The sequence below is a fragment of the Chryseobacterium sp. GP-SGM7 genome, from assembly GCF_049166575.1.
Classification (GTDB): Bacteria; Bacteroidota; Bacteroidia; order Flavobacteriales; family Weeksellaceae; genus Chryseobacterium.
Genome location: NZ_JBMHFF010000001.1, coordinates 1,951,762 through 1,958,001, shown reverse-complemented (window position 1 = coordinate 1,958,001; position 6,240 = coordinate 1,951,762). Strand labels below are relative to the sequence as shown.

General features: G+C 32.6%; 6 protein-coding genes and 1 pseudogene. 5 read left to right on the top strand and 2 right to left on the bottom strand.

The window, feature by feature from the left end; translation table 11 throughout:
- The 3 genes and pseudogenes from ACOOWA_RS08815 to ACOOWA_RS08805 form a co-directional block, all read left to right on the top strand.
- Positions 1-395, top strand: a pseudogene (locus ACOOWA_RS08815) (RHS repeat-associated core domain-containing protein); the annotation flags it as partial.
- Positions 396-519: 124 nt separating this feature from the next.
- Positions 520-930 carry a hypothetical protein gene (locus ACOOWA_RS08810; protein WP_421374624.1) on the top strand — a complete coding sequence of 137 codons (411 nt, stop codon included), beginning with the start codon at positions 520-522 and terminating at the stop codon, positions 928-930.
- Positions 931-1,085: 155 nt separating this feature from the next.
- Positions 1,086-1,196 (top strand): IS1 family transposase, encoded by a 111-nt coding sequence (locus ACOOWA_RS08805; protein WP_421374623.1) that lies wholly within the window; start codon positions 1,086-1,088, stop codon positions 1,194-1,196.
- A 97-nt stretch (positions 1,197-1,293) separates the two neighbouring features.
- Here the strand turns inward: ACOOWA_RS08805 and ACOOWA_RS08800 are convergent, their stop codons facing one another.
- On the bottom strand, positions 1,294-3,576 hold the full coding sequence (locus ACOOWA_RS08800) for a cation:proton antiporter (RefSeq protein ID WP_421374622.1): 2,283 nt from the start codon (positions 3,574-3,576) through the stop codon (positions 1,294-1,296).
- A 183-nt stretch (positions 3,577-3,759) separates the two neighbouring features.
- Positions 3,760-4,722, bottom strand: a complete 963-nt coding sequence (locus tag ACOOWA_RS08795) for a Gfo/Idh/MocA family protein (protein WP_421374621.1) — start codon at positions 4,720-4,722, stop codon at positions 3,760-3,762.
- Positions 4,723-4,916: 194 nt separating this feature from the next.
- On the opposite strand from ACOOWA_RS08795, the gene ACOOWA_RS08790 reads away from it, so the two are divergent.
- Both ACOOWA_RS08790 and ACOOWA_RS08785 read left to right on the top strand, forming a co-directional pair.
- On the top strand, positions 4,917-5,567 hold the full coding sequence (locus ACOOWA_RS08790; protein WP_421374620.1) for a protein-L-isoaspartate(D-aspartate) O-methyltransferase: 651 nt from the start codon (positions 4,917-4,919) through the stop codon (positions 5,565-5,567).
- Positions 5,568-5,730: 163 nt separating this feature from the next.
- The gene (locus tag ACOOWA_RS08785; RefSeq protein WP_421374619.1) at positions 5,731-6,123 is read left to right on the top strand and encodes a DUF1801 domain-containing protein; all 393 of its coding nucleotides are present in this window, start codon (positions 5,731-5,733) and stop codon (positions 6,121-6,123) included.
- The last annotated feature ends 117 nt before the right edge of the window (positions 6,124-6,240 follow it).

The window sequence follows — 6,240 nt, the reverse complement described above, 5'->3', positions numbered from 1 at the left end:
CTGATGGTACCAAATTAAAGAAAATATATAAATACAGTGAAGTATCTGTTTTTAAACAAAAAACAACAGAATATCTGGATGGTTTTCAATATGAGATAATCTCTACCTCGGCTGACCCGCTGATCAAATTTGTTCCTACGAAAGAAGGGTATTTCGATTTCGAAAATAATAAGTATATTTACAATTATGCAGATCATTTAGGAAATACAAGATTAAGTTATTTTCATAATGGAAGCAGCGTAGAAGTTCTTGAAGAAAACAATTACTATCCTTTTGGTTTAAAGCATGAAGGATATAATGCTACAGTTGGAAATCCTAGTTACAAATACAAGTACAACGGAAAAGAATTACAAGAGACCGGCATGTATGATTATGGAGCACGTTTTTATAGGTAATGTATCAGAAGTGTTGGTTTTCTTAATTGATCGATATTTAAGTAAATATTACTCATAAAAATCACTGAAAAAGAGTAACTTTTTGGTTACTCTTTTTATTTTTGGAAGAAATTTAAGGCCTCAAATGCAATCTACTTTTCATATATGTTCCAGATGTGTTAATGAAAACAATAAGCTTATAAAATTCGGAAAAACCAAAAACGGCAAACAAAGATTTCAGTGTATTCTATGCAGAAAAACAAGTGTTTTAAAATATTCTTACCAAGCTTGTAGAAAAAATACTGATTCTAAAACCATTCGATTAACAAAGGAAGAAATGGGCATAAGAAGCATTGCAAGGTTTTTAAGAATATCAACCACCACTTTGCTCAAAAGGATTGTTAAAATTTCAAATAATATACAGCCACCTTTAATTTGCTGCAATAAAACTTATGAAGTAGATGAATTAAGAACATATATTAGTAATAAAGAAGAAATTGTATGGCTCGTTTATGCATTAGAAAGAGAAAGAAAAAAGGTGATATGTTTTATTTAGGAAAGAGAACCAATGAGACTTTAAACTCAGTATTAAAAACCTTAATCAATTCAAATCCTGAAAAGATCTACACCGACAAGCTCAGAAATTATTAATATCTAATTCCAAAAGAAATTCACAGCACAAAAAGATTTCAAACCAATATTATTGAAAGAATGAATCTTAATATCAGAACGCACCTAAAAAGACTGAATAGAAGAACAATCTGTTTTAGTAAAAGCAATTTAATATTGATTGCAATTTTAAAAATATATTTCTGGTCCTAAGAAAGCACACCATTTAAAGAAGTCTAAGAAAGCCTCAACTTTTAAAGTTAGGGCTGTTAAAATATCAAATAGTTAATCTATGGAGGCATTTTGTGTTTTAAGGATTCGAAATAATCAAAGTTGAAGGAATATCAGAAAGCCAAAGACTTTTAGAATCAATCAATTCTCGCCAGCTTTTTTTACTGATTAACATTAAATCCTGAGAGTTTAAAAACTCCTTTTCAATTCTTTTTTCGTTGTATAAAGTAATGTGATTGGGTGCAACTTGTTCGATACTTCTGATGAGCTCTTTCACTTCGATATTATTTCTGATCTGTCCGGCAACATCCAGAATAATAATCTGTGAATTGTTATTGTTAATCAGTCTTTTTGCATATTCAAGCAGATAAAAATCGCTCAGATTAAACATCGGAATAAAAACTCTGTCCGCCGAACTGAAATCTTTTTCAACTAAAACTCCAACAGGAATATTCGTATTGTCCAAAATCTGTAGCGTAGAATCATCAAAAGGCGAATTGTTGAAAATATTGCCTTTCCCTTTTACGGTATTGAGTAATTTTTCAGGATTAATGATTTTTGTAGTGAAACCTAAAAGTCTTCCGAGCAAACTTCCCTCATACATTGATTTTCCGAGCATAATGAGAAGAAGATCGTAATTTCCTTTGTTTGAAATATTGGTGAGATCATTTTCAATATCTGTTGAAGCCTTGAATAGAGTAGTGACTTCAAGATTCAGTTCTTCGGAAGTTTCAATAACATTTTTAAACTGTTCTTTCTCAAAATTATCAATGTCGAAAGGGTGAAGTTCGTCCACGGGAGCGATATTCATTGCAGTCACACTCTTGTTTCCGTTCATTTTATGGGTAAGATTATCGGCAAGTTTTAACAAAGTGCTTCCTGATTGTGGTGTTTCAAAAGAGAGAAGAACTCTGTATTTTGCATCGTTATGATCTGAATCTTCATCTTCGAGAGACGATTTTTTTCCTTTAAAGAAATAATTAATCACATCAAGACAGGGTCCGGTCATAAAGGTCGTAAATAGTGCCATAATGACTAACATGGCAAACAATTCCGGTCCCAAAACGCCTAAATCATAACCAATATTTAAAACAATCAGTTCGGTCAAACCTCTTGTGTTCATCAATGCGCCAATCGTGAGGCTGTCTTTCCAGCTGAGTTTAAGAAATTTTGCAGTTAAAGCACTTCCCACAAATTTTCCGACGACGGCTGTTAAAATAATAAATCCACCGATTTTCCATAAGTGCGGATCATTTAATAAACCGATTTGCGTTCTTAAACCTGTAAAAACAAAGAACAATGGAAGCAGTAAAACCAAGGCTATATCTTCTATTTTTTCGATAAAAAGATTTCTGAATTTTACATTTTCCGGCATAATTGCTCCTGCCATGAATGCTCCGAATAAAGCGTGAATTCCAATAACCTCTGTTGCGTAAGATGAGATAATCAGGATTAAGAAAAATATAGCAACCAAAGCTTTGCTGATGAAGCCTTTTCCTTTTTGAGATTCTGCAATTCTGTGTAAAAATGGTCTTACTGCTTTAATCATAATGAAAACATAGACGATTGCCATAATAATCACGAAAATCGAACCCGAAAAAGAACCCGCTTTTACGACGGCAATTACGGCTGCCAAAATACACCAGGCTGTAATATCGTCGGCTGCAGCACAAGTAATGACAACGGTTCCAATCTTTGTTTTATGGAGATTTCGTTCCTGAACAATTCTGGCCAAAACAGGAAATGCAGTAATACTCATTGCAATGGCTATGAATAAAGCAAAAGAACTGAACTGAATTCCTTCCGGTGCAAATTCTTTATAAATAAAATATGAAAGTCCTACTCCCAAAGCAAACGGAATGATAATACTTGCATGACTGATGACCACCGCATCGTGCGCTTTTTTTCTTAAAACGCTAAGATCAAGCTCCATTCCAACAATATACATGAAGAGAATTAAACCGATTTGGCTTAAAAACTGTAGGTTTCCTAATGACTCTTTTGGGAAAATAAAGGATGAAAGCTCAGGAAAATACAATCCAAAAAGTGAGGGTCCTAAAACGATACCTGCAATCATTTCACCAATGACTGAAGGTTGTTTCAGCTTCATACAAATCCAGCCAAATAGTTTTGCGACCATAATTATAGTTACAATCTGGGCCAGTAAAAGTGCTAAAGGATGATGAAGATTGGATAAAAATGAATCTGTGAAGTTTTCCCACATGGTAGTTCCCGTTGCTTTGCTTGGCGGAATGTTTTCCCCGATTTCCAAAGTTTTCCCTTCAATGAAAAACCAGTACATGATGCACGAGAAAAAAATAATCGTTGCTACATAAAAAATAATATTTCTATATTTCCCCATATTCATGAATCATTTTATTAAACCGTAAATTTCCAAAGAATAAATGGATGCTAAAAGGAGGTTTTGCTTAAATGTAATCAATGAACGGAATAATGTAATGAAATGAAGAAAGATATCATCAGTTTGACACAAAAAAAAATCTCTTTCGTAACAAAAGAGATTTTTTTGTATTAAAATATGCTGTTAAGAAATTAATTCCATTATTTTCAATGCTACTTTCAAAGCTTCAGTTCCGTCTTCCAGAGAAACTTCTACATTTTTTTCTTCCATAATGGCGTCTGCAAAAGAATTTAATTCGTCTAAAATCGCATTATTAGGCTGAATATTTGGATATTCAAACAAAATCTGATTTTTTTCACCTTCAGCATTTTCAATAATCATATCAAAAGGGGTAGGATTTTCGGGAGCATCTTTCATTCGGATTACTTCTGCTTTTTTCTCTAAAAAATCTACAGAAACATAAGCGTCTTTCTGGAAAAAACGACTTTTTCTCATTGCCTTCATAGAAATTCTTGACGTCGTTAAATTGGCAACACAACCGTTTTCGAATTCAATTCTTGCATTGGTAATATCCGGAGTTTTGCTGACTACACAAACTCCGCTTGCATGAATATTTTTCACCGGAGATTTTACTACGCTCAACAAAATATCCAGATCGTGAATCATTAAATCTAAAACCACCGAAACATCAGTTCCACGAGGATTAAATTCTGCCAAACGGTGAATTTCAATGAACATGGGGTTTTGAATGTAATCTTTTGCTCCGATAAACGCAGGATTGTATCTTTCAACGTGACCCACCTGTGCTTTAATCCCATTTTCACGGCATTTTTTTAATATTTCTTCAGCCTGCTCAAGAGTTTGGGTAACCGGTTTTTCAATGAAAAAATGAAGACCTTTTTCAATAGCTTTTAAAGCATAATCGTAATGATAAAGTGTTGGAGTTACAATGTCCAACATTTCAATCTGGTCTAATAACTCATCGAAATTTTCAAAATATTTATATCCGAATTCAGCTTCCAGTTTTCTGCTGTTTTCTGCATCCCTATCATGAAAACCCACAAATTCGTATTTATCAGACTGGTTCAGAAGTCTTAAATGTATTTTCCCCAAATGTCCGGCGCCGACCAAACCTGCTTTTAACATAGCTTTTTAATTTTTGTAAAGATAAAAGTTTAATTTGAAATCTTAAGTTTGAAATTTGAGATTAAGTGATCTCGAAATCGAGAAATTTAAAGTAAATTTTTCACAATTAATTTTCATGTATTCGTGGCATAAATAAACGGCAAAATTTCAAATGTCAAAGACTAAATTTCAAATCAATTTATTATTTTTGTGGAATGCAGGATTCGTTTGTACATAAAGGGAAAAGGAAAAATTTGGTTGAATATCTCAGACAGAGAATCGGGATTTCTGATGAAAATGTACTTGCTGCAATAAATAAAGTTCCCAGACATCTTTTTATAGAAAGTATTTTCGAAGATTATGCCTATGAAGACCGGGCTTTTCCTATTTTGGCACATCAGACAATTTCGCATCCTTCAACCGTTGCAGAACAGTCTGAACTTTTACAGGTAAAAGAAGGTGAGAAAGTATTGGAAATCGGAACGGGTTGTGGTTATCAGACTGCGGTTTTATTGGCCATGAAAGCCTTGGTTTACACCGTTGAAAGACAGAAAGATCTTTTTGATTTTTCTAAAAAAAAGTTGAGGGAAATGCATTTTTATCCAAAATTTCAAAGTTTTGGGGACGGCTTTGCCGGGCTTCCGACTTTTGCGCCTTTCGATAAAATTATTGTGACTTGCGGAGCTTCAGTTTTACCGACAGAATTATTAAAACAGCTAAAAGTAGGTGGGAAAATGGTGATTCCTCTAGGTCCGGCCGATCAGCAGGTTTTATATCGATTTACAAAAATTTCTCCCACAGAAATTGAAAAAGAAGAATTTGGAGCGTATAAATTTGTTCCGATGTTGAATAATACAAACCAGTAATTTAATACTTAAAATATTTTTAAACATTAAGAGAATTAAAAGGTTAAGATTAATTAAGATAAAATCAGATAGATTTTAATAAGTATTATGCTTAAAGCGAAGCTAAACTTAATAATTCTCAAATGCTTAATAAATCTTAATGGTTCAAAGTAAATTTTAAAAAATGAATACCGAAATCCAGAATTACAACAGTTTACAAACCGGGTCTGATCATGAAATTTGCTCAAAATTATCATATTTAATTGATGAAAATTTAGTTCATGCTGAGTCGAAAATCTGGCACGCTCATCCTGTCTGGTTTTTAGAAGAAAATCCAATTGTTGGTTTTAGCAAACAGAAAAAAGGTATTCGATTAATGTTTTGGAGCGGAAAATCTTTCCATGAAGAACAATTGAATGTAGAAGGTGAAAAATTTAAAGATGCTTCGATATTTTATAATAATGTCAATGAAATTAATGAAGCTGATATTCAACGCTGGCTCAAAAAATCCGAAGAAATTCAATGGGATTATAAAAATATTGTAAAAAGAAAAGGTGAACTTATTCGATTAAAATGATCGGTAAAGACAGTTTCGGAATGAAAATTGGACTTCAATAAGTGAATACAATCAATATCAATTAATACAAACCTCATTTTAAAAAATAGTGAGGTTTTTTAATTTTAAATAAACAAA